Source organism: Actibacterium naphthalenivorans, assembly GCF_014196965.1.
Taxonomy (GTDB): Bacteria; Pseudomonadota; Alphaproteobacteria; order Rhodobacterales; family Rhodobacteraceae; genus Actibacterium_A; species Actibacterium_A naphthalenivorans.
Window position 1 is genome coordinate 553,257 of sequence record NZ_JACIEQ010000002.1, and the last position, 21,032, is coordinate 574,288.

The 21,032-nt window shown below is 64.9% G+C and carries 20 protein-coding genes, 1 tRNA gene and 1 riboswitch; of the genes, 9 read left to right on the forward strand and 12 right to left on the reverse strand.

All coding sequences use genetic code 11. The annotated features are described in order from the left end of the window. Positions 1-32 precede the first annotated feature (32 nt). The gene (gene parA / locus GGR17_RS11040; RefSeq protein ID WP_037208181.1) at positions 33-662 is read right to left on the reverse strand and encodes a ParA family partition ATPase; all 630 of its coding nucleotides are present in this window, start codon (positions 660-662) and stop codon (positions 33-35) included. 149 nt (positions 663-811) lie between these two features. On the opposite strand from parA, the gene GGR17_RS11045 reads away from it, so the two are divergent. Then, a complete protein-coding gene (locus tag GGR17_RS11045) occupies positions 812-1,456 on the forward strand; it encodes a hypothetical protein (RefSeq protein WP_054539026.1) in 645 nt (214 codons plus the stop codon). Positions 1,457-1,460: 4 nt separating this feature from the next. Here GGR17_RS11045 and GGR17_RS11050 read toward each other — a convergent pair whose 3' ends face one another. Next, positions 1,461-2,057, reverse strand: a complete 597-nt coding sequence (locus tag GGR17_RS11050; RefSeq protein ID WP_054539027.1) for a rhodanese-like domain-containing protein — start codon at positions 2,055-2,057, stop codon at positions 1,461-1,463. Positions 2,058-2,140: 83 nt separating this feature from the next. On the opposite strand from GGR17_RS11050, the gene GGR17_RS11055 reads away from it, so the two are divergent. Then, entirely contained in the window at positions 2,141-2,632 is a 492-nt protein-coding gene (locus GGR17_RS11055; RefSeq protein WP_054539028.1) for a HugZ family pyridoxamine 5'-phosphate oxidase, read from the forward strand. 53 nt (positions 2,633-2,685) lie between these two features. Here GGR17_RS11055 and GGR17_RS11060 read toward each other — a convergent pair whose 3' ends face one another. Continuing rightward, the gene (locus tag GGR17_RS11060) at positions 2,686-5,001 is read right to left on the reverse strand and encodes a glycosyl hydrolase family 28-related protein (RefSeq protein WP_328705647.1); all 2,316 of its coding nucleotides are present in this window, start codon (positions 4,999-5,001) and stop codon (positions 2,686-2,688) included. 260 nt (positions 5,002-5,261) lie between these two features. On the opposite strand from GGR17_RS11060, the gene GGR17_RS11065 reads away from it, so the two are divergent. Then, the gene (locus GGR17_RS11065; RefSeq protein WP_054539029.1) at positions 5,262-6,167 is read left to right on the forward strand and encodes a CHAD domain-containing protein; all 906 of its coding nucleotides are present in this window, start codon (positions 5,262-5,264) and stop codon (positions 6,165-6,167) included. Positions 6,168-6,170: 3 nt separating this feature from the next. Here the strand turns inward: GGR17_RS11065 and GGR17_RS11070 are convergent, their stop codons facing one another. Beyond that, positions 6,171-7,751 carry a lysine--tRNA ligase gene (locus tag GGR17_RS11070; protein ID WP_054539030.1) on the reverse strand — a complete coding sequence of 527 codons (1,581 nt, stop codon included), beginning with the start codon at positions 7,749-7,751 and terminating at the stop codon, positions 6,171-6,173. 115 nt (positions 7,752-7,866) lie between these two features. Between GGR17_RS11070 and GGR17_RS11075 the strand changes: the two genes are divergently transcribed. Further along, positions 7,867-8,289 (forward strand): tellurite resistance TerB family protein, encoded by a 423-nt coding sequence (locus GGR17_RS11075; protein WP_054539031.1) that lies wholly within the window; start codon positions 7,867-7,869, stop codon positions 8,287-8,289. A gap of 10 nt (positions 8,290-8,299) precedes the next feature. On the opposite strand, the gene dacB is transcribed toward GGR17_RS11075, so the two are convergent. Together dacB and GGR17_RS11085 are read right to left on the reverse strand one after the other, a co-directional pair. Further along, positions 8,300-9,751, reverse strand: coding sequence for a D-alanyl-D-alanine carboxypeptidase/D-alanyl-D-alanine endopeptidase (gene dacB / locus GGR17_RS11080; protein WP_255353422.1), 1,452 nt, complete (start codon positions 9,749-9,751; stop codon positions 8,300-8,302). Positions 9,752-9,860: 109 nt separating this feature from the next. Continuing rightward, the gene (locus GGR17_RS11085) at positions 9,861-10,463 is read right to left on the reverse strand and encodes a nicotinate-nucleotide adenylyltransferase (RefSeq protein WP_054539033.1); all 603 of its coding nucleotides are present in this window, start codon (positions 10,461-10,463) and stop codon (positions 9,861-9,863) included. Between the two features lie 366 nt (positions 10,464-10,829). On the opposite strand from GGR17_RS11085, the gene GGR17_RS11090 reads away from it, so the two are divergent. The 3 genes from GGR17_RS11090 (at position 10,830) to ettA (ending at position 14,219) form a co-directional block, all read left to right on the forward strand. Further along, entirely contained in the window at positions 10,830-11,420 is a 591-nt protein-coding gene (locus GGR17_RS11090) for a carbohydrate-binding protein (protein WP_054539034.1), read from the forward strand. A 162-nt stretch (positions 11,421-11,582) separates the two neighbouring features. Next, positions 11,583-12,431, forward strand: a complete 849-nt coding sequence (locus tag GGR17_RS11095; RefSeq protein WP_082386597.1) for a VPLPA-CTERM sorting domain-containing protein — start codon at positions 11,583-11,585, stop codon at positions 12,429-12,431. A gap of 132 nt (positions 12,432-12,563) precedes the next feature. Then, the gene (ettA, locus tag GGR17_RS11100; RefSeq protein ID WP_054539036.1) at positions 12,564-14,219 is read left to right on the forward strand and encodes an energy-dependent translational throttle protein EttA; all 1,656 of its coding nucleotides are present in this window, start codon (positions 12,564-12,566) and stop codon (positions 14,217-14,219) included. Positions 14,220-14,406: 187 nt separating this feature from the next. On the opposite strand, the gene GGR17_RS11105 is transcribed toward ettA, so the two are convergent. Then, positions 14,407-14,482: transfer RNA gene (locus tag GGR17_RS11105), tRNA-Ala, on the reverse strand. Between the two features lie 35 nt (positions 14,483-14,517). After that, positions 14,518-14,964, reverse strand: coding sequence for a thioredoxin TrxC (trxC, locus tag GGR17_RS11110; RefSeq protein WP_054539037.1), 447 nt, complete (start codon positions 14,962-14,964; stop codon positions 14,518-14,520). Positions 14,965-15,059: 95 nt separating this feature from the next. Between trxC and GGR17_RS11115 the strand changes: the two genes are divergently transcribed. After that, positions 15,060-15,245 (forward strand): hypothetical protein, encoded by a 186-nt coding sequence (locus GGR17_RS11115; protein WP_054539038.1) that lies wholly within the window; start codon positions 15,060-15,062, stop codon positions 15,243-15,245. Positions 15,246-15,448: 203 nt separating this feature from the next. Here GGR17_RS11115 and gcvP read toward each other — a convergent pair whose 3' ends face one another. Genes gcvP through gcvT form a run of 4 tightly spaced genes read right to left on the reverse strand, consistent with a single transcriptional unit; the run spans position 15,449 to position 20,164 of the window. Next, complete coding sequence (gene gcvP / locus GGR17_RS11120; RefSeq protein WP_054539039.1) at positions 15,449-18,301, reverse strand: aminomethyl-transferring glycine dehydrogenase; 2,853 nt, start codon at positions 18,299-18,301, stop codon at positions 15,449-15,451. Between the two features lie 13 nt (positions 18,302-18,314). Then, positions 18,315-18,665, reverse strand: a complete 351-nt coding sequence (locus GGR17_RS11125; protein WP_054539040.1) for a VOC family protein — start codon at positions 18,663-18,665, stop codon at positions 18,315-18,317. Continuing rightward, entirely contained in the window at positions 18,662-19,021 is a 360-nt protein-coding gene (gene gcvH, locus GGR17_RS11130; protein ID WP_037208206.1) for a glycine cleavage system protein GcvH, read from the reverse strand. Before gcvH ends, GGR17_RS11125 begins: the two co-directional genes overlap by 4 nt. A 12-nt stretch (positions 19,022-19,033) precedes the next feature. Continuing rightward, positions 19,034-20,164 (reverse strand): glycine cleavage system aminomethyltransferase GcvT, encoded by a 1,131-nt coding sequence (gcvT, locus tag GGR17_RS11135; protein ID WP_054540397.1) that lies wholly within the window; start codon positions 20,162-20,164, stop codon positions 19,034-19,036. Positions 20,165-20,303: 139 nt separating this feature from the next. Beyond that, a riboswitch (glycine riboswitch) is annotated at positions 20,304-20,392 on the reverse strand. A gap of 73 nt (positions 20,393-20,465) precedes the next feature. Between gcvT and GGR17_RS11140 the strand changes: the two genes are divergently transcribed. Continuing rightward, the gene (locus GGR17_RS11140; protein WP_054539041.1) at positions 20,466-21,026 is read left to right on the forward strand and encodes a gamma-glutamylcyclotransferase family protein; all 561 of its coding nucleotides are present in this window, start codon (positions 20,466-20,468) and stop codon (positions 21,024-21,026) included. Positions 21,027-21,032: the final 6 nt, after the last annotated feature.

Below are 21,032 nucleotides of genomic sequence, written 5' to 3' on the forward strand. Positions count from 1 at the left end.
ACCTTGACGCAGGTCAGGTTGCCGAAACCGGCTCAGACCGCGGCGAGCACCTCTTGCGCCAGCGCTTCGACCTCGGCCGCGGCGCTGCTTTTGCGCCCGGCCTCCAGCACGCCCAGGCCAAGGCCCAGGGTTTCGGCGAAGGTCACGCGGTTGCCCAGAACCGCCTCGGCCAGGCCCGCGTCCAGCTCGGCGGCCTTGCCCGCGACTTCGGCGTTCAGCTTGGTGCCGGCGCGGGTGCGGTTGAGGATCAGCATCGTCGGGCGCCCTTCCCGGCGGGCCAGATCCAGCACCCCTTCGGTCGCCCACAGATCGACCTGCGACATGGCCACCGGCACCAGCACCAGTTGCGCGCCGCGCAGCGCCGGGCGCAGATCACTGTCGGCCTTGGGCGGCGTGTCCACCAGCACGATGTCGTGGTCTCCCGCCAGCTTGCCGGTCTCATACCCCACCCCCCAGGCCGAGGCGGTGGACAGCGCCATGCCGGGATCACCCAGCCGTTCGGCGCGGGCCATGAACCAGCGGCCGAGGCTGCCCTGCGGATCGGTGTCCAGAAGCGCGACGCGCAGACCCTGGCGGGTGAAGGCCACGGCCAGATTGGCCGCCAGCGTGGTTTTTCCGCTTCCGCCCTTTTGTTGCGCGATCGTGATAATCCGGCCTGTCATGGCATGTCCTTCGATGCTGCAGCGCAGAATGTCAGGGTCCGGCCAGATTCGCACCCCTTAATGACGCAGCATGCCCGGTTAGCGCCCGGAAAGGCGGATTAACCCTACGTTAACCAACCGCGCCCCAGACTGGTACGCGGGAGATCGTCATGCGCGCAATACTGCCCCTTCTGGCCCTGCTCATGTGGGCAACGGACATCCCCGCCGGGGCATGGCTGCGCGACGAGGGGGAGGTGTTCCTGTCTTTCTCGCAGACCGCCGCGATTGACGGGGATGGCGATTATGCCTCGGTCCTGCTGGAATACGGGCTGCGGCCGGCGCTGACCCTCGGCCTCGACGCCGGCCAGAACGAAGAGGCGGACCGGCAGGGCGTGCTGTTCCTGCGCCACCGGCTCGACCGGGCCGAGGGGCCGAACCGTCTGGCGGCCGAACTGGGGCTTGGCACGTCGGAGGGCGCGCTCACCTTTCGCCCCGGCCTGTCCTGGGGGCGCGGCGTGGCAACGCGCTGGGGCCAGGGCTGGGTCTCGGTCGATACGCTGGCGGAACTGCGCGAAAGCAGCACGACCCCGGTTCTGAAAGCCGATACGACGTTCGGGCTGCGCACCGCCCGGGATGCGCTGCTGATCGTGCAACTGCAGGCCGGCGATTACCCCGATGCCACGCCCTATCTGCGGGTGGTGCCGTCTTACGTTCACCGGATGAACAGCCGGGCGTTCGTGGAACTCGGGCTCAGCGCCGGCGCCGTGGGGCACGATCCGCTGGCCATCAAACTGGGCACCTGGCTGGCGTTCTAGCCGGTCAGCCGCCGGGCGTCATCACCGTCAGCCCCAGCATCCGCCAGCTTTGCATCCCGCCACGGTAGTAAAAGATCCGCTCCGGCGGATAGCCCGCGCCCACCATGCTGCGGATCGCGGTCGGCGATTGCCCGCACCACAGCCCGTTGCAGAACAGCGCCACGCGTTTGGCCGCGCTGCAATCCCAGCCATCGAAATCGGCCTCGCAGCCCAGATCACCCAGCCGGTCCAGTATCTCGGTATAGGGGATGGGCCGCCCGCCGGGGATTGTGCCGCGCAGATACCAATCACGGGTGCGGCTGTCGATCACCAGCGCCTCGGGGTCCTGCAGCATCTCCAGCAGCTCCAGCTCGCCGATCGTCGTGACCCCTTCGGCGGGCGTCATCGGCTGGATGCAGAACGGCGGACAGTCGCGCGAAGTGCGCGCCCACTCTCCCGTCACCTCGTTCGCGCTGTCCTGTTCGCGCATGATCGTGACCGGCCCGTCGGGCGTTTGCACCACCACCTGCGGCAGATCCCTGCCGATCATCACCTTCAGCTCCTCCGCCTGCCCCGGCAGGGCCAGAAGCAGAAATGCCGCACATGCTGCCAAAATTCGCATGACATCCTCCTCAATTCGGCGCCCGACTCTGTGCAGGCCGCGGCGCAGGGGGCAGGATAGCGGAAATTCAGCCGAGCAAACACATGCCAAAAGAAAACCCGATACGCCCGACAGATGAAGACGCGCGCGCGCTGGCCCGGGCGCTGATCCGCGAGGCCCGCTTTGGCGCCCTGGCGGTGCGCGATCCCGAAACCGGCCACCCCTATGTCTCGCGCATCGCCATCGGGCAGACGCCGCAGGGTGCGCCGCTCAGCTTCGTGTCAGAGCTTGCGCATCACACCAGGGCGCTGCGCGCCGATCCGTCCTGCGCGCTGTTGCTGGGCGAACCCGGTCCGACGGGCGATCCGCTGACCCACCCGCGCCTGAGCCTGATGGCCACGGCCCGCTTCGTGCCGCGCGACGCGCCCGAACACGCCGCCCTGGCGGCGCACTACCTGGCCACCCATCCCAAGGCGCGGCTCTATATCGGGTTCGCCGATTTCCACTTCGTCCGGTTCGACATTCAGGGCGCGCATCTCAACGTCGGTTTCGGCAAGGCCTATCAACTGCAGCCGTCCGACCTGCCGGGCATGTGAAAACCCCGCGGCCAGAGACCGCGGGGCATACAAGACACGTCAGAACGCGCAGGTCAGGTGGCGTTGTCCATCCGCGCCGTGACATTGACCCGCCCGTGGCAGGGCGACGGCCAGACAAGCTGAATTTCAGACTTGTTGGCCCCCTTCTCGACCTTGGCATAGGGCATGGCCGCGACCACCGCGCCGCCGCCATCCTGAATGGCCCCCTCGGCCACCACCGAAACCGCATTGCGGGCCCGGCCGTCAAACGGCAGGAAGCCCGCGAAATCGCAGTTCCAGGTGGCGACGTCGGTGTTCACGTCGAACTGCAGCATCACCGGGTTGGCGATCACCTGCGTCACCCCGGTAAAGGCATTTCCGCCCACCGTCACGTTGCGCATCCTGCCCCGGTCCAGATCGGCATAGGTGGTATCGACCATATCCACCCTGTCCACATCGCCGTTGACCGCCTTGAACGCGTTGCCCGACATGTTGAACCCGTGGATGTAATGCCCCGGCCCCACCGGCTTGACCACCATCCAGCGGAACCACGGCGCCACGTCGTTGACCGTGAAGATATTGCCGGTCACGGTCAGCCCGCCAAAGGAGTATTCATTGGAATGGTCGGGCGCCTCGTCATGCTCGTTCGTCCATTCGATCGAACTGTTGTCGATGTAATTCGCCGTGATCGTCGTTTTCACATTGGTCGAGGTCAGCACGATCCCCGCCTGACGAATGCCCGCCGTTTCGTTATCGCCCTGAAACCAGTGGTTGGCGGTGATGACATGTCCGCTGCCCGACCAGACCCCGAAATGGGCAAAGCGCACCACCCGGTTGTCACGGATCTTGCTGTCATTGGCATTCACGTTCAGCGCGATGCTGGTCCGGTCCTGCGCGCGCAGCGTCTGCTCGTTCGACAGGAACTGGCACCGGTCGATCAGCATCCCCTGGCACCCCGTGCCGATCGAGGTGATGCCGCGATCCTTGGGCTTGGTGACGAAACAGTCGCGCATGTGAAAGATCAGCCCGGCCGGGGCCAGCATCACGCCGCTGGCCTCGCCGTTGCACTGCAATTCCATGTCGGACAGCACGAACCGGTCGAGGCTGGCGAAGCCGCTGAAATCCAGCAGATACTTGAACCGCCTGAACGTATAGGTCTGGGTGCCCGCCGCATCGAACAGCGGCTTGCTCAGGGTCAGAGTGCCCGCGCCGGCGTTCTTGCTCAGCACATAGATCTCGCGCCCCACGCCCAGCCCTTCGACCAGCGAGCCGACAGGGATGTTGGCCACATTCGCCACCCCGGTCAGCTGCAGCGGGTTCGACGTCGAATAGCTCGCCTGCGAGGTATGGACATCCGTGTTCCAGTTGCCCGAGGCAACGGCGTTGATCTGCCCGTTCCGCAGCACCCGCCGGATCGCATAGGTATTCTTGTTCGCCACCGCCGCCTGCACATCCACCGGCTGATCAATGTCCAGCCGCCGCCCCTTCATGTCGAGGCTGTCATGGTCGGAATAGTTGAACAGCACCGCCAGTGCGCGTTTGAACCCCTCCAGCTCGTCGCCAAAGGCGTCGATATAGCTTGGCAGATCGAAGTTCCGGGTCAGCGTCAGCCGCGCGTCCAGCGGCATCGCCACCGTGCCTTCGAACCGCACCTTGTTTTCAAAGGTGACGTGATCGCCAAGATAATAGGTTCCGGCCGGCACCAGAACCGACCGGCCCGCCGCCGCGGCATCCGCCGCCTCGAACGCGGCGCGGTCGTCGGTGACGCCATCGCCGGCGGCGCCGAAATCGGTCACGTCGACCCAGTCCATCATGGTGCGCAGAAAGGCGCTGGTGATATCCTCGACCACCAGATCGTCGATCCGCACCACCCCGCCGGTCGGGCCGGTCAGATCAAGGCCGATATGGGCGTAGATGGGCGTGGTGCCCCAGGCCATATCGACCCCGCTGCGCGCGCCGGTGCCGATGATCGCGCTCACGGTTTCCACCTGGCCATAGGCGGTCAGCGTGGTGGCGGCGCCTGTCTCGGTCAGCCCGCTCACATGGCCGCCGCCGCCATCCCCCGCCCAGGCCGCGATGCGCACATCCGGCAGGTTGCCACTGATCGCCTTCACCCGCGCGGTGACCCGCAGGTAACAGCCGGGCAGGATCGGTGTCTGCCCCATATAGCGCAGTTTCTGGGTCACGGCGGTTTTCGACAGTTCCAGACACCCGCCGAAATCCTGATCCGCCGAGACAAGCGCCGCATTCGCAGCCCCCTCATAGATCGCCGACCCCGGCACGCCATCCTCGCTCGACCAGACGTCCAGCCCGTTCGCGAATTCCGGTGGCATCAGCAGAAGCCCGTCGGTAATTGCCTTGTTCATCGAAACCCCTTTCCAATCGCGCATGCGCGCACCCGGCCCATCGGACAGCCCGAAACGCCGGGGGCCGAAGCGCCGCTCAATTTTCAGCCACTCTGTGAGGAGATCACCCGGAGACACAGGTCCGGGCCGGATCAAAGGGCTAACACAAAAGGCTTAACGCGCGCTTAAGCCCGGATCGGAAAAACGCGGATTGCGGCCGTTCATGCCTGCAAACCGGCTGCGGATCGCTTATATGAATAGGGAACGCGCGGGTCGCCCAACCCGTTGGTCGGGAAGGAAAGAAAATGGCTTATATGTTCCGCCTCAAGGACAAATCCGTGGAAAAGGCGGTGCGCCGGATCGCGCTGGAAGAGATTGACGCCGCACTGGCAGAGATCGACGATCCGCAGATGGACCTGCACACAAAAGTGCACGAGGTGCGCAAACACGCGAAAAAGCTGCGCGGCCTGATCCGGCTGGTACGCCCGGCCTTCCCCGGCTATGCCCGCGAAAACGCCGCCATCCGCGATGCCGCCCGGCTCCTGTCGGGGCTGCGCGACCGCGAAGGCATGATCGAGACCTTTCACAAGCTGATGGCCCATTCCCCCGATCCGGGCACCGAAACCCGTTTCGCGCCCGTGCTGGCCTTTCTGGAAGGCGGCCGCGAAAACGCCACCGCCGCGCCGGAAACCCTGCGCGACCTTGCCGGGTTCCGCGCCACGCTGGTGACGATCCGAAACCGCGCCACGGGCTGGAAGATCGAACAGAAGGGTTTCGGCGCCCTCGCCGACGGCCTCTCCCAGACATGGACGCGCGGCCGCGCCGCGATGAAGGCCTTCGCAGAGGCGCCGTCAGACGCGCGGGTTCATGAATGGCGCAAGCGCGTGAAATACCACTGGTACCACGCCCGCGCGCTCAGCCCGATCTGGCCGGCCCCGATGGACGTACAGACAGAGGCCGCCAAGGAACTGAGCGAGATGCTGGGCGATCACCATGACCTGACCGTGCTGCAAACCCATATCCGGCAGGCACCCTCCCTGCCCGACACGCCGGAAATGTGGGATGCGTTCGACCGGATGATCGAGGCCCGGCGCGATGAGCTTCAGGCCCAGGCCCTGGCGCTCGGCGGCCGGCTCTATGCGGAACCGGCCGAGGCGATGGTCAGCAGATGGCGTGCCTGGTGGAAGCTCTGGCGGGGCACGTCCGGCTGATCTTCAGGCCAGCAACTCGCCCGACAGCCCCTTTTCGATCAGCGCGATGCTTTCCGCCACGCCGTAAAGCGCGATGAACCCGCCGAACCGCGGCCCCTGCGACGCGCCCAGAAGCACCTCGTAAAGCGCCTTGAACCAGTCGCGCAGCGGCTCGAACCCGTGGTCCTTGCCGACAGCGAACACAAGGCTCTGCAAGGCTTCGGCATCCGGCCCGCCGTCCCAGCCCTTCAACCGGGCCAACAGATCCTCCAGCGCCGCGCGCTCTTTGGCGTCCGGTGCGCGATAGACCTTGCCGGGCTTCACGAAGTCGTTGAAGTAGCGCACCGCATAGCCCGCCGCCGCATCCAGATCGGCATGCGTCTCGGCACGCGCGTCGGGCGCATAGCGGCGGATGAAGCCCCACAGGGTTTCCTTGTCTTCCGCCGACGACACCGACGCCAGGTTCAGCAGCATCGAAAACGGGACCACCATGTTCGATACCGGCACGTTGCGGCCATGGATATGGAACACCGGGTTGTTCACCCGCGCCGCCATATCCTGATCGGCATAGGCGCGCAGCTGCTGATGATATTCGTCCATCGCCTTGGGGATCACGTCGAAATACATGCGCTTGGCCGTCTTCGGCTTTTGATACATGAAATAGCTCAGGCTTTCCGACGAGGCATAGGTCAGCCATTCGTCGATCGACAGCCCGTTTCCCTTGGATTTCGAGATCTTCTCGCCATTCTCGTCGAGGAACAGCTCATAGGTGAAATGCTCGGGCTTGCGCCCGCCGAGGATCTCGCAGATCCGGTCGTAGATCGGGGTGTTGGTGGAATGATCCTTGCCATACATCTCGAAATCCACATCCAGCGCGGCCCAGCGGGCGCCGAAATCGGGCTTCCACTGCAGCTTCACATTGCCGCCGGTGACAGGCAGGGTCATCTCTTCGCCGTCCTCGTCGTCAAAGGTGATGGTGCCGGCGGCGGCGTCCACCTGCTTCACCGGAACATACAGAACCCGGCCAGACTTGGGGCTGATCGGCAGGAAGATCGAATAGGTCTGCTGCCGCTCTTCGCGCAGGGATTTCAGCATCACGGCCATTACGTCGTCATAGAGTTCGGCGGCGCGCAGCAGCACCTTGTCGAACTGGCCGGACTTGTAGAAATCGGTGGCCGAGTAGAACTCGTATTCAAACCCGAACGTGTCCAGGAACCGGCGCAGCATGGCGTTGTTGTGATGGCCGAAGCTTTCGTATTCGCCGAACGGATCGGGCACGCTGGTCAGCGGCTTTTGCACGTGCTCTTTCAGCATCTCCTGCTGCGGCACATTGTCGGGGATCTTGCGCATTCCGTCCAGATCGTCGGAAAAACAGATCAGCCGGGTGGGAATGTCGGAAATCACCTCGAATGCGCGGCGGATCATCGTGGTGCGCGCCACTTCGCCGAACGTGCCGATATGCGGCAGGCCGCTGGGGCCATAGCCGGTTTCGAACAGCACATAACCCTTTTCGGGCGGCGCCTTTTCGTACCGTTTGAGCAGACGGCGCGCTTCTTCAAAGGGCCAGGCTTTGCAAGACATCGCGGCGGCGCGCAGATCGGACATGGTGCTATACTTTCCTCACGGACGGGCCCCGTGCCCGACCGGCCCCGCTACCTATTGTGCCGCCGGGCGCGCGTCAATATTCTGCGCCGCAACACATACCCCAAAGGACGCCCGAATGACACTAAACGCCCTGCCGCTGACCGCACAGGACAGCCTTGTCGCCATCATGATCGCGGTTTCCGCCTCGGATGAAACGATCCGAACGTCAGAATTGATGACGATTCAGCGCATCGTGAATCACCTGCCCGTCTTCGCCGGCTATGATGACGATCGCATCGCCGTTGTCGCGCAGACCGTCTTTGACCTGCTCGAAGAGGTCGACGGGCTGGACGCGCTGTTCGGCCTGGTGCGCGATGCGCTGCCGGAAAAACTGGCGGAAACCGCCTATGCGATGGCCTGCGACGTGGCCGCCGCCGACGGCAAGCTGAAGGAAAGCGAGCTGCGCCTGCTCGAAGAGATCCGCTACGAGCTGAACATCGACCGCCTGCACGGCGCCGCCATCGAACGCGGCGCGCGGGCCCGGCACATGACCCTGTGAGCCGCCCGGCTCACGCGCCGTAAAGCGTCGCCCACCGTTCGATCAGCTTCAATTGCAGCGTCCGGGCCCGCGTGGCCCAGCTTCGCCCGCCCTTGGGGCGCTCGCGGCTGGCGCGGTCCAGTTTTGCCCGCCGTTCCTCATCGGCCATGAAGGTGGCAAAGGCCAGCTCGCGCCCATCAGCCGTGGTGACATAGCCGGTCAGCGCGCTGGCGAAGTTCAGGGTGCCGGTCTTGGCCCGGATCCGCACCGGGTGATCCTTCACCGGCCGCCCCTTCGCATCGCGCAACCACACGGGTTTCATCAGGGGCCGCAGCGGCCCGTCCGCCCCCGCCGCCACCAGCAGCTTGACCATATCCGCCGCCGCGATCCGCGATCCCGACCCCAGCCCGGAATGATCCACGAACCGCGCGCGCCGGATGCCCAGCGTCTCGCCCAGCCAATCATTCATCGCCGCCGCCGAGCCCGACAGCGAAACCGGGTGACCGCCCCCGGCATATGTCGCCGTCATGCCGATGACTTCGGCGGTCATGTTCGTGGAATACTTCAGCATATCGGTCAGCAGCTCGCGCAGCACGGGGCTGTCATGCGCCACGATCACCGCGCCTTGCGGCAGCGCCGGGGCCGCCACCGGCGCCGGCAGGACGATCCCGTGCGACCGGGCCAGCGTCTGAAACACCTCGGCCGCATAAAGCGCCGGCTTGCGCACCGGAAGCCAGCGGCTGCCGCCATTGCCAAGCACCGCGCTGGCGACGGTCCAGTCATCGGTGCCGGCCCGGTCGTCATAGGTGTAGATCGGGCTCTGCCGGTTCACCACCCGCATCCGCGACATGCCGACCCGAGGCCGGTAGCTGTTGCTGCGGGCGTCCATCGTCACGTCCCACCCCGCCGATGCACGGTGCCATTCGAACAGAACCCGGTTGAAATTCAGGTTCAGCCCCGACACCGCCGGATTATAGCTCACGTGGTCGGGCTGTTCGGGGTCGATCACCTTCAGATGCGGCAACGCCCCGGCGAAATAGCGGAACTTTCCGGCCACCTCGCGCACGCCCGCCGCCTTCAGCCCCGCCGCCAGCCCGGCCAGCGTGTCGGTGTCCAGCACCGGATCGCCGGTTCCCGCCAGAACCAGATCGCCCTCGACTCGCCCGCCCCGAACCGGGCCGGTGGCCAGAACCCGGGTCTGGAACCGATAGTCGGGGGGCAGCTTTGCCAATGCGTAAAGCGTGGTCACCGCCTTTGCGGTGCTGGCGGGCGGCAGCCGCAGAATGGGGTTTCGCGCCTCCAGCACCGCGCCGGTGCGGGCGTCGGCCACCACGAAGCCGATCTTACCGCCCAGCCGCGCCGCTTCGATCAGCGCGTCGGCGCCGGAGGCAACCGGGCCCGCGGGCCGCAATTCCGGGCGCGGAGAATGGCTCAGCGGCAGGCCAAAGGCCCGATCGGCGGCACCTGCCAGAAGGCATGCCACAACCCATCGCCGCGAAACCCGAATGTGCCCGTTTGTCATGGCGCGAAGTGAAGCAAATCCCCCCGGCGCGGGCAAGCAGAACCGCCCGTGCGGGGCCCTGTTTCCGACGCTACCGGCGCCATCCGCCACGGGCCCGGATTTCGGTGGATGAAATGTTCACCATCGGAATGTTCACAAAGCACCACGCCGGCGGCGGGCAACGCCCCAGCAGCGTGGAGGCCCGCGCCGGCACGCGGTATTTTGCATAGCGGTCGGCCGCCTTTGACATCCGCGCCGTCAGCCGCTGCCCCGGCCGCGCGATCACCCCGATCGGGACGTTCTCCATGATCCAGTCCCACCGGTCCCAGTGATGAAACGTCGCCAGGTTGTCGGCCCCCATCAGCCAGACGAAGCGCACACCCGGATAGAGCGTCAGCAGCGCCTCGAGCGTCTCGGCGGTATAGCGCGTGCCGATCTGCGCCTCGAAATCGGTGACACTCACCCGCGGGTGCTCCATCACCGCCCGCGCGGCGGAAAGCCGTTTTTCCAGAGGCGCCGGCCCTTCCGTCTTCAGCGGGTTTCCCGGCGAGACCAGCCACCACACCTTGTCGAGGCCAAAGCGCTTCAGCGCCTCGCGGGTGATATGGGCGTGCCCTTCATGGGCCGGGTCGAACGAGCCGCCCAGCAATCCGATGATCTGGCCCCTTGCCGCAAAAGGCAGGCGATATCGCACGAAAACCCTCCCTTTTCCGGCTCCCCGGCGCTACTTCGGCCATTGCGCGGCCTGCTGTCAATTACCGCTGGACAGAAAGCGCGGAATTGCGGCGCAGGTGATTCTCTCAGACCGCCCAGTTTTTGCGCAATTCCGCATTTCTTTGTCAGAGATGTGGTTTCAATGTGGAAATTCGCAAATTGCAACGGTTATTGCGGCATTTTTGGCTGCAATATCAGAGACTAGCGCTCATAGATTTTGAATTATGATCAATCTGCTGGTACAGTGATCGCAATGGCAGGTATCGAACCTTGCGATTTGTACATTGGAATATGATTTGCCGTACCGGGGTTTTGGTGTGGCACAAACTGAAACGGGTAACACGTCATGAAAAAATTTACTCTCGCGCTTGTGGCTGCCGGCACAATGGCACTTGGTGCCGCCGAAGCCTCGACAATTGATTTCACCATCGACACCGCCGCCTCCAGCGTGTCCGCCACGCTCTCGTCCTGCACCGTCGGCTACTGCAGCACGCAGGCCAGCCTGGCCAGCGGGTTCGGCGGATCGTTCAGTCTTGCACCGGGTGAATCCTACACCTTCGATTTCGCCGAGTTCTACACGATCGACGATACCGGCACGGGCGACTACGATGTTTCGGCTACCCTCGCCTTCTCGGCGCCGGCCGGCCTGGGCAGCGTCAGCGATACCGGCGTTGCCACGATCTCGACGCTCAACATCGGCGCCGTCACCGGCGGTTCGCTCGCCTGGTCCAGCGTCCCGGCCACCGTCACCCTTGCCGACGGCAGCCAGGTGTCGGTTGATTTCGAAAACGGCTTCACCGTGATCGGCTCCAAGGGCGTCACCACCGCGACCGTGACCCTGCTCAGCATCGTTCCGCTTCCGGGCGCGGCGCTGCTTCTGGGCAGCGGGCTTGGCCTGCTTCCGCTGGTTGGCCGCCGCCGCCGCAAAGCAGCCTGATCTCTGCTCTGACATTTCGGTTTTGACGGCGGCCACACGGCCGCCGTTTCACTTTGTGCCAACGCCCGCGCATCCACGAATCCGCAAGCCAGAGCCCTGATCGGAGTGCCTGCTGTCACGCGGAACGCTTGCCCCCAAAACCGCAACAATGGACCGCGCCTGATGCCATTGTTGACGAAAACACAAGCCCTGAACCGGCATCGCAAAAACACTTCAAAAACACTTGTCGCGCAGCCCACGCAGCACTACCCTGAAGGGGCCAGCCAAGCTTCAGGCAAACATTTTAGCCCTAAAGCAATAGCCATTTCGCGTCGCCCGTCGGCCCACACGCCGCTCGGGCGAAATTCTGGTAAACAAATTTTGGGACTGAAAATGGAACACAAAGCTCTCGCGATCATCGCGGCCGGCACCATGGCATTCAGCATTGCCGGTGCCGCAGATGCCGCCACCGTTGACCTGACTTTCGACGTATCGAACTCCTCCGTACAGATCACGGATCAGTCGGGCGGCGGAGGATTGTGTACGCTGACGAGTTGCGGCGTATCGGCAAGCCTGGCCAGCGGCTTCGGCACGCCGGCCAGCTTCAGCCTGACCGAAGGCGAAACCTACGCGTTCGATTTCATCGATTTCGACGTTGACGGCGCCACCGGCGCGCCTGCCCGGCAGTTCGACATTACCGCGACGCTGGCCTTCACCGACCCGACGTTCTCGGTCACCAGCGAAGGAAGCGGCGGCGCCTGGTTCCTGGCCGGCAAGATCGCGTTTGGCGCCGGGGCGGGCTGGCTGACCTGGGATGACATGCCCACCAGCCTGAGCCTGGCCGATGGCAGTGAAATCGCCGTCAACTTCGAAGGCGGCGCCAGCCGGTTCTTCCTCGGCCCGGTCACGACGGCCGCCTCTGTCACCGCCCTTTCCGTGGCGGCTGTGCCCCTGCCCGCCTCGGCGCTGATCCTGGTCACCGGGCTTGGCGCCCTGCCGCTGGTCGGACGCCGCCGGCGCAAGGCCAGCTGAAGACGGCCGATCCGGCCCAAGAAAAACGGCGGCGGCCCCGGCGGCCGCCGTTCTGCATTTCCGCCCCCGGGATTGCAGCGGCACCGCAGAGCCGCTACATCACGACAAACCGGAATCCGAGGAGCGGCACCCATGGCATCTTACCAATATGTCTACCACATGGACGGGGTCTCCAAGACCTATCCGGGCGGCAAGAAATGCTTCGAGAATATCCGGCTTTCCTTCCTGCCCGGCGTCAAGATCGGCGTGGTCGGTGTCAACGGCGCCGGTAAATCCACCCTGCTGCGCATCATGGCGGGGATCGACAAGGATTTCTCGGGCGAGGCATGGGCCGCCAAGGGCGCCAAGGTCGGCTATCTCCCGCAGGAGCCCCAGCTCGACGAAGCGCTGAACGTCCGCGAAAACGTCATGCTGGGCGTGGCCGAGAAGAAGGCCAAGCTCGACCGGTTCAACGAACTGGCGATGAACTATTCCGACGAAACCGCCGACGAGATGGCGGAGCTGCAGGATCAGATCGATTCCGAGAACCTGTGGGATCTCGACAGCCAGATCGACGTGGCGATGGAGGCCCTGGGCTGCCCGCCCGACGATGCCGGCACCGCCAACCTGTCGGGCGGCGAAAAGCGCCGCGTGGCGCTGTGCAAGCTGCTGCTCGAAGCGCCCGACATGCTGCTGCTCGACGAACCGACCAACCATCTGGATGCCGAAACCATCGCCTGGCTGCAAAAGCACCTGATCGAATACAAGGGCACGATCCTTTGCGTCACCCATGACCGCTATTTCCTGGATGACATCACCAGCTGGATCCTCGAGCTCGATCGTGGCCGCGGCATGCCCTACGAAGGAAACTATTCGGCGTGGCTGGAGCAAAAGGCCAAGCGCCTGGCCCAGGAGGCCCGCGAAGACAAATCCAAGCAAAAGACGCTGGAGCGCGAACTGGAATGGATCCGCGCCGGCGCCAAGGCCCGTCAGGCCAAGCAGAAGGCCCGGATCAACGCCTATGAAGAACTCGCCGGCCAGTCCGAGCGCGAGAAACTGTCGCGCGCCCAGATCATCATCCCCAACGGCCCACGCCTTGGCGGCAAGGTGATCGAGGTCGAGAACCTGAAGAAAGCCTATGGCGACAAGCTGCTGGTCGAGGATCTGTCCTTCGCCCTGCCCCCCGGCGGCATCGTCGGCGTGATCGGCCCCAACGGCGCCGGCAAATCCACGCTGTTCCGCATGCTGACCGGGCAGGAACAGCCCGACAGTGGCACCGTCAGCTACGGTGATACGGTACAGCTTTCTTATGTGGATCAGTCGCGCGACGCGCTCGACCCCGATAAAACGGTATGGGAAGAAATCTCCGGCGGCGCCGAGATCATCGAACTGGGCGATGCGCAGGTCAACAGCCGCGCCTATTGTTCGTCGTTCAACTTCAAGGGCGGCGACCAGCAGAAGAAAGTGGGCCTTCTGTCGGGCGGCGAACGCAACAGGGTTCATATGGCCAAGCTGCTTAAGGCAGGCGGCAACGTGCTGCTGCTTGACGAACCGACCAACGATCTGGATGTGGAAACGTTGCAGGCGCTGGAAGCGGCGCTGGAAGATTTCGCCGGCTGTGCCGTCATCATCTCGCACGACCGGTTCTTCCTCGACCGCCTGTGTACTCATATGCTCGCCTTCGAAGGCAACGCCCATGTGGAATGGTTCGAAGGCAACTTCGAGGCTTATGAGGAAGACAAGGTGCGGCGACTGGGGCCGGACAGCATCGAGCCGAAGCGGGTGAAGTATAAGAAGTTTGCGCGCTGAGCCCTTATTGATCGCAAACCACCGGATCGACCGGGCCCCGCAGCACGCTGACGCGGGCCCGGTCGATCAGCGGCAATCCGTCAAGACAGGATCAGCCATCCAAAGCCGGTGTTGCTGGACCCGGTGAAACAGGGGCCGCTGCGCCGCGCAGGCCAGCGACGCTCTCACAACCAGGCGGGTGTTTTCATGGTGGAGCCGATCGGGATCGAACCGACGACCTCGTCATTGCGAACGACGCGCTCTCCCAACTGAGCTACGGCCCCATCGAGAATCCATTTCGCGCATGGCCGCGCCGGTGTCAAGCGGGCAGCTTGGCCTTTGAGCGCACGAAAGCCTCGATATCCGCCGCCGGCCGCGCCCCCGCCAGACGCGCCACCTCGCGACCGTTCTGAAACAGGATCAACGCCGGGATGCCGCGAATGTTGAACCTGGCCGAGGCGTCGGGGTGGTCCTGCGTATCGATCTTGGCCAAACGCGCCCCCGGGGCCAATGCCTGAGCCGCCTGCGCAAACTGCGGCGCCATCATCCGGCACGGGCCACACCAGGGCGCCCAGAAATCCACCAGCAACGGCAGATCATCGGCCTGCGCGCTTTTTTGCAGGGTCTTCAGATCAAGCGGGCGCACCTTGCCATCATTCAGTTTCGCACCACAAGTCCCGCATTTCGGCCCGGCCCCCAGCCTGGCCTCCGGCACCCGATTGGTGCTGCCGCATTCAAGACAAACGAGTTTCAGGCTGTCGGCCATCTTGTCTCTCCGTTGAATTCAATATTAGGAATATATTGTATTGCACGACCCCCTTCACAAGGGCAAACTCTCCCCGCCACAACCGGAGGCGCCCCATGACCCCCTGGCATGACCTTGACTCGGACCAGCAACTTCGACTGCGCGAAGACTATAACCGCGGTCCCGACTGCCTTACCGGCACCTGCTCGCTGGAGGCCAAGACCGCGCATTTCACCGAATGGCTGGCGGCACGAGGCATAAGCTTCAGCGAACGCGACCTGCATCCACGCCGCAAGGCTTGATCGGTTTGACCCTGACGAGCGCCTGCGGCGCATGCCTTTTTCCTCACCTCTTTCCTTTGGAAAGAGGTTCAGGTGCCTCCGGCGGGGATATTTCGCCCAAAGCAAGACCGGCCGGGTCATTTATCTCAGTTGCTTTGGTCAAAATATCCCGGGGTTTGGGGCAGAGCCCCAATAGTTGAATATCCTGCGCCGAAGGCGCACCGCTATTCCGCCGCCTCTGCATAGTCTTCCAGCGGCGGGCAGGTGCAGACCAAGTGGCGGTCGCCGAAAACATTGTCGACACGGCCCACGGGCGGCCAGTATTTGTCCACCCGGAACGCGCCGGGCGGAAAGCAGCCTTGTTCGCGGCTGTAGGGGCGGGCCCAGTCGGCGACCAGATCCCCCACCGTGTGCGGCGCGTTCTTGAGCGGGTTGTTCTCGGCATCCATCTCGCCCGATTCCACCGCGCGTATCTCTTCGCGGATCGCCAGCATCGCGTCGCAGAACCGGTCCAGTTCGGCCTTGGTTTCCGATTCGGTGGGTTCGACCATCAGCGTGCCGGCCACCGGCCAGCTCATGGTCGGCGCGTGGAAGCCGTTGTCGATCAGGCGCTTTGCGATGTCGTCGACCGTGATATCGGCGCTGTCGGCGAAGGGGCGCGTGTCGAGGATGCATTCATGCGCGACCCGGCCCGCGCGGCCCTTGAACAGCACATCATAGGCGCCTTCCAGTCGTATGGCGATGTAGTTGGCGTTCAGGATCGCGACCTTGGTGGCCTGCGTCAGTCCGGCGCCGCCCATCGCCAGGCAGTACGCCCAGGAAATCAGCAGGATCGACGCCGAACCGTATGGCGCCGCCGACACAGGCCCTTCGGCCCCGCCCGTATCGGGATGGCCGGGCAGGAACGGCGCCAGATGCGCCTTGACCCCGATCGGCCCCATGCCGGGGCCGCCGCCGCCATGCGGGATGGCGAAGGTCTTGTGCAGGTTCAGGTGCGACACGTCCGCCCCGATTTCCCCCGGTTTGGCCAGCCCGACCAGCGCGTTCAGGTTGGCACCATCCAGATAGACCTGCCCGCCGTATCTGTGGGTGATCTCGCAGACCTCGCGCACCGTCTCCTCGAACACGCCGTGGGTGGAGGGATAGGTGATCATGCAGGCGGCCAGCCTGTCGCCCGCCGCCTCGGCCTTGGCGCGGAAATCTTCCAGGTCGATATCGCCGTTGGCGGATGATTTCACCACGACCACCTTCATGCCGCACATATGGGCCGACGCCGGGTTGGTGCCATGCGCGGAGACCGGGATCAGGCAGATGTCGCGATTCCCCTGCCCCTGTGCCCGGTGCCAGGCGGCGATGGTCAGCAGCCCCGCATATTCCCCCTGCGCGCCCGAGTTCGGTTGCATCGACATCGCGTCATAGCCGGTGGCCTGGCACAGGATCGCGCTCAGGCTTTCCAGCATTTCAGCGTAGCCCTGTGCCTGATCGGCCGGGGCGAAGGGGTGGATGTTGGAAAACTCCGGCCAGGAGATCGCCATCATCTCGACCGCCGCGTTCAGCTTCATGGTGCAGGAGCCCAGCGGGATCATCGCCCTGTCAAGCGCCAGGTCGCGGTCGGCCAGACGGCGCATGTAGCGCATCATCTCGGTTTCGGCACGGTTCATGTGGAACACCGGGTGGGTCAGGTAATCGCTTTGCCGGTGCAGCGCTTCGGGAACGCGGAATTCGACGGTCGCGGGGTCATCCCGGCGCGCGATGCCGAAGGCCGCCCACAGATCCTTGATCGTGGCCGAGCGGGTGGTTTCATCCAGCGTGATGCCCAGCTTCGTCGTGCCGACCCGGCGCAGGTTGATCTGCCGGGCCTGCGCCGCCGCGTAGATGACGCCCTGCATCGGGCCGACATCAACCGTCACCGTATCGAAGAACGCTTTCGGCGTCACCGCGAAGCCGGCGGCCTCCAGCCCTTCCACCATCCGCACCGTGGTGGTGTGGATGCGTTGGGCGATGGCCTTCAGCCCCTTCGGCCCGTGGAACACCGCATAGAACCCGGCCATCACCGCCAGAAGCGCCTGCGCGGTGCAGACGTTCGACGTGGCCTTTTCGCGGCGGATATGCTGTTCGCGGGTCTGCAGCGCCAGCCGGTAGGCCTTGTTGCCGCGCGCGTCGACGGAGACGCCGACGATCCGCCCCGGCATCGCACGCTTATAGGCATCCTTGCAGGCCATATAGGCCGCGTGCGGCCCGCCATAGCCCAGCGGAACTCCGAACCGCTGGGTCGAGCCCACCGCGATATCCGCCCCCATCGCCCCCGGCTCTTTCAGCAGCAACAGCGCCATCGGGTCGGCCGCGACGATGCCAAGCGCCTTTGCCGCGTGCAGGGCAGCGATGGCATCGGTGAAATCGGTCAGATGGCCATGGGTGCCGGGGTACTGAAAGATCGCCGCAAAGACTGTTGCGGGATCCAGATCGGTGGCCGGGTCGCCCACGATCACCTCGATGCCCAGCGGTTCGGCCCGGGTGCAGATCACGGCGATATTCTGCGGGTGGCAGTTTTCATCCACGAAGAAGGCCGTCGCCTTGGAGCGGGCCACCCGCTGTGCCATGGTCATCGCTTCGGCGCAGGCCGTCGCCTCGTCCAGCAGCGAGGCATTGGCGATCTCCAGCCCGGTCAGGTCGCTGACCATGGTCTGATAGTTCAGCAGCGCCTCGAGCCGGCCCTGGCTGATCTCGGGCTGATAGGGGGTATAGGCGGTGTACCAGGCCGGGTTTTCCAGAATGTTGCGCTGGATCGCCGGGGGCATGACGGTGCCGTGAAACCCCTGTCCGATCATCGTGGTGAAAACCTTGTTCTTCCTGGCCACCTGCCGCAGATGCCACAGCAGCTCGCGTTCGGACAGCGGCGCGCCGAAGTCCAGCGGTGCCGCCTGGCGGATGGCTTTCGGAACGGTCTGGTCGATCAGCGCATCCAGGCTTTCCACCCCCAAGACGCCGAACATCTCGGCCATTTCCTCGGGCGAGGGGCCGATGTGGCGGCGGTTGGCGAAATCATAGGGGTCGTAGTCGATGGGGTTGAAGGGCATGTGTCCGTCCGGTTCAGCTATGAGTCAGAATGTTCACCAGCGTTCCCGCCGGATCACGCAAAAAGAAGCGCCGCACGCCCCGGGGTTCGTCCACGGGGCCGGGCTCGATGGCGGCACCAAGATCCCGGGCGCGGGCCAGCGTGTCGTTCAGATCGTCCATCTCGACCGATATGGCGGGCAGCGCCGTGCCGGACCCGCCCTCGGCAGCCAGGCTCAGTTGCACCGGGGCCTCGTCCGGGGCACCCAGCGTGGAAATGAAGGCCATTTCCATGAGCGGCTCCAGCCCCAACAGATCGCGGTAGACCGCCGCCAGCCCGGCCGGATCGGGCGTGGCGAGGTTGGGAACGGTCCGAAGGACCGTCACGCGATGAAGTCTTTATAGGCGGCTTCGTCCATCAGATCGTCCAGCGCCGACAGATCGTCGACCTTCATCTTGAAGAACCATGCCTCGCCCTGCGCGTCTTCGTTGACCAGCGCCGGGTTGTCGGTCAGCGCCTCGTTCACCTCGACGATCTCGCCATCGACGGGCGCCAGAATGTCGGACGCCGCCTTGACGCTTTCGATCACCACGATCTCGTCGTCCTTCGAGACGGTCGTGCCTTCCTCGGGCAGGTCCACGAACACCACATCGCCCAGTTGTTCGGCGGCATGTTCGGTGATGCCCACGACAACAACATCATCCTCGACGCGCAGCCATTCATGTTCTTCGGTGAATTTCATCTCTCTGATCCCTCAACGCTTGTAGGTGCTTGGTCTGAACGGCATCGCCGTCACGGTGGCGGGCAGGCGCTTGCCCCTGACCTCGCCATAGATCGTGGTGCCCGGCTCTGCATGTCCGGACGCGACATAGCCCATCGACATCGGCCCTCCGATCGACGGGCCGAACGCGCCCGACGTGACCTCGCCGATCGGCGCGCCGCCCTCGTGCAGGGCGTAAAGCACGGTGCCCGCGCGCATCGGCGCCCGGCCCTCGGGGCGCAGGCCGACGCGCAGGCGGGTCGTGCCCTGCGAAAGCTCGGGCAGGATACGGTCGGCGCCGGGGAACCCGCCCTCGCGCGCGCCGCCGGGCCGGCGGACCTTCTGAATGGCCCAGGTCAGCGCGGCCTCGACCGGAGAGGTGGTCGTGTCGATATCGTTGCCATAAAGGCAAAGCCCTGCCTCCAGCCGCAGCGAATCGCGCGCGCCAAGGCCGATCGGCTGAACCACCTCATGCGCCAGCAGCGCCCGCGCGAACGCGACGGCCCGCGCGTTTTCCACCGAAATCTCATAGCCGTCTTCGCCGGTATAGCCCGAGCGGGAAATCCACAGCGTGCCGAAATCGGACGGCATGACCGCCACATCCATGAACCGCATCGCCGCCGCGCCGGGCACCAGCCCGTCCAGCACCGCCTCGGCCGCCGGGCCCTGCAGTGCCAGCAGCGCACGGTCGGTGATTTCCTCGATCTCGCAGATGTCGGACAGATGCGCCCGCAGATGGGCGATATCGGCCTCCTTGCAGGCCGCGTTGACCACGAGGAACAGATGATCGCCCCGGTCGGCGATCATCAGATCGTCCTCGATGCCGCCCGCGTCATTGGTGAACAGCCCGTATCGCTGCCGCCCTTCCTTCAGGCCCAGCACATCCACCGGCACCAGCGTTTCCAGTGCCGTGGCCGCATCCGCCGGAACGCCCGAACGGGCCCGCAGGATCACCTGCCCCATATGGCTGACATCGAACAGCCCCGCCGCCGCGCGGCAGTGCAGATGCTCTTTCATCACGCCCAGTGGATATTGAACGGGCATCTCATAGCCCGCGAAGGGCACCATCCTGGCCCCAAGTTCCACATGCAGATCGTAGAGCCCCGTGCGTTTCAGCTCCGACATTCGGCCATCCCCTTCATCGCCGGTCAGCGCCGGCACCGTACCGGCGGCCCGAAAGACCGCCAAACCGATGCCCCCTCTGTCCTGTCGCCTGAGATCGTTATCCCTTCGGCGGGCGCAAGCGCCACTCTCCAGAGCTCTGTTCTCTGCATCGGTCCGTTGGCCTGAGAGTTTACCGGGGCGGTTGCTCCTTCGGCACTGGGTTTCCCCAGATTCTCCCGATGCAGATGGCGTGAACACTAAATCAAGCGCCACAACGCGGCAAGTCCTTGCATTCACCGAGGCAGCCGCCAGATTATGCGCCATGCAGGATCCGTTCTTCTTCGGCTACGGCTCGCTCGTGAACCGGGCCACCCACGGCTATGCCCGCGCCTTTCCCGCGCGGGTCAGCGGCTGGCGCCGGGCCTGGCGGCACACGGTGCTGCGCCCGCTTGCCTTCCTGACCGCCTATGAGGCGCCGGGGGAAGAGATCGACGGGCTGATCGCCGCCGTGCCGGGCCATGACTGGGCCGCGCTCGACACGCGCGAGGGCGCCTATGACCGGCACCCGGTATCGGGGCCGCTTGCGCATCACGCGCCGCATCCGGTGGCGGTGCAAATCTATGCCGTGCATCCCCGCCATTCCGATCACCCCGACACGCGCCACCCGATCCTGCTGAGCTATATCGACGTGGTCGTGCAGGGCTATCTGCGGGAATATGGCGTGGAAGGCGCGCGGCGGTTCTTCGACACCACAGATGGCTGGGACGCGCCGATCAGGGATGACCGCGCCGCGCCGGTCTATACCCGGCACCAGCGCCTTGATGATGACGAGCGCCGCTTCGTGGACAGGCAGCTTTCGCGCCTGTCGGCCAATCTGATCTGACCGGGC

Bases quoted from the DNA above. Each gene is read 5' to 3' on its own strand.
- GGR17_RS11065 (WP_054539029.1), top strand. From the start codon at position 5,262: ATGGCTTATATGTTCCGCCTCAAGGACAAATCCGTGGAAAAGGCGGTG.
- GGR17_RS11070 (WP_054539030.1), bottom strand. From the start codon at position 7,751: ATGTCCGATCTGCGCGCCGCCGCGATGTCTTGCAAAGCCTGGCCCTTT.
- gcvP (WP_054539039.1), bottom strand. From the start codon at position 18,301: ATGCCCTTCAACCCCATCGACTACGACCCCTATGATTTCGCCAACCGC.
- GGR17_RS11090 (WP_054539034.1), top strand. From the start codon at position 10,830: ATGAAAAAATTTACTCTCGCGCTTGTGGCTGCCGGCACAATGGCACTT.
- GGR17_RS11115 (WP_054539038.1), top strand. From the start codon at position 15,060: ATGACCCCCTGGCATGACCTTGACTCGGACCAGCAACTTCGACTGCGC.
- GGR17_RS11060 (WP_328705647.1), bottom strand. From the start codon at position 5,001: ATGCGCGATTGGAAAGGGGTTTCGATGAACAAGGCAATTACCGACGGG.
- gcvH (WP_037208206.1), bottom strand. From the start codon at position 19,021: ATGAAATTCACCGAAGAACATGAATGGCTGCGCGTCGAGGATGATGTT.
- GGR17_RS11055 (WP_054539028.1), top strand. From the start codon at position 2,141: ATGCCAAAAGAAAACCCGATACGCCCGACAGATGAAGACGCGCGCGCG.
- GGR17_RS11050 (WP_054539027.1), bottom strand. From the start codon at position 2,057: ATGCGAATTTTGGCAGCATGTGCGGCATTTCTGCTTCTGGCCCTGCCG.
- GGR17_RS11095 (WP_082386597.1), top strand. From the start codon at position 11,583: ATGCCATTGTTGACGAAAACACAAGCCCTGAACCGGCATCGCAAAAAC.
- parA (WP_037208181.1), bottom strand. From the start codon at position 662: ATGACAGGCCGGATTATCACGATCGCGCAACAAAAGGGCGGAAGCGGA.
- trxC (WP_054539037.1), bottom strand. From the start codon at position 14,964: ATGGCCGACAGCCTGAAACTCGTTTGTCTTGAATGCGGCAGCACCAAT.
- ettA (WP_054539036.1), top strand. From the start codon at position 12,564: ATGGCATCTTACCAATATGTCTACCACATGGACGGGGTCTCCAAGACC.
- GGR17_RS11045 (WP_054539026.1), top strand. From the start codon at position 812: ATGCGCGCAATACTGCCCCTTCTGGCCCTGCTCATGTGGGCAACGGAC.
- GGR17_RS11140 (WP_054539041.1), top strand. From the start codon at position 20,466: ATGCAGGATCCGTTCTTCTTCGGCTACGGCTCGCTCGTGAACCGGGCC.
- GGR17_RS11075 (WP_054539031.1), top strand. From the start codon at position 7,867: ATGACACTAAACGCCCTGCCGCTGACCGCACAGGACAGCCTTGTCGCC.
- gcvT (WP_054540397.1), bottom strand. From the start codon at position 20,164: ATGTCGGAGCTGAAACGCACGGGGCTCTACGATCTGCATGTGGAACTT.